We start from the raw sequence: 236 nt of genomic DNA on the forward strand, positions 1-236 counted from the left end.
ATCCACAAAAACCAATGTGGATTTTATATAATCTTTACCATTGTTTAAATATTCGGTTTGAACATTATCCTTAATGGTCATATACCAGATACTTTCCGGATAATTAGCCCGTAAAAACTTTCCCTCCTTGATATTAAAACATTTAGCCGGGTTATCTGGTTTTTTCTGCTCAGTTTTCTGAGATTGGGCTTGTGTTCCTGCCAACAGCAAAATCCCAACTGAAAATACTTTAAAAA

1 protein-coding gene is annotated in these 236 nt (G+C 33.9%); it reads right to left on the reverse strand.

The annotated features are described in order from the left end of the window. The coding region (locus tag SB689_RS24195) for a hypothetical protein (protein ID WP_410694557.1) at nucleotides 1-236 on the reverse strand (236 nt) is incomplete at both ends.

Origin of the sequence: Chryseobacterium sp. SIMBA_038 (genome assembly GCF_046535115.1) — a bacterium.
In the GTDB taxonomy this organism is placed as follows: Bacteria; Bacteroidota; Bacteroidia; order Flavobacteriales; family Weeksellaceae; genus Chryseobacterium.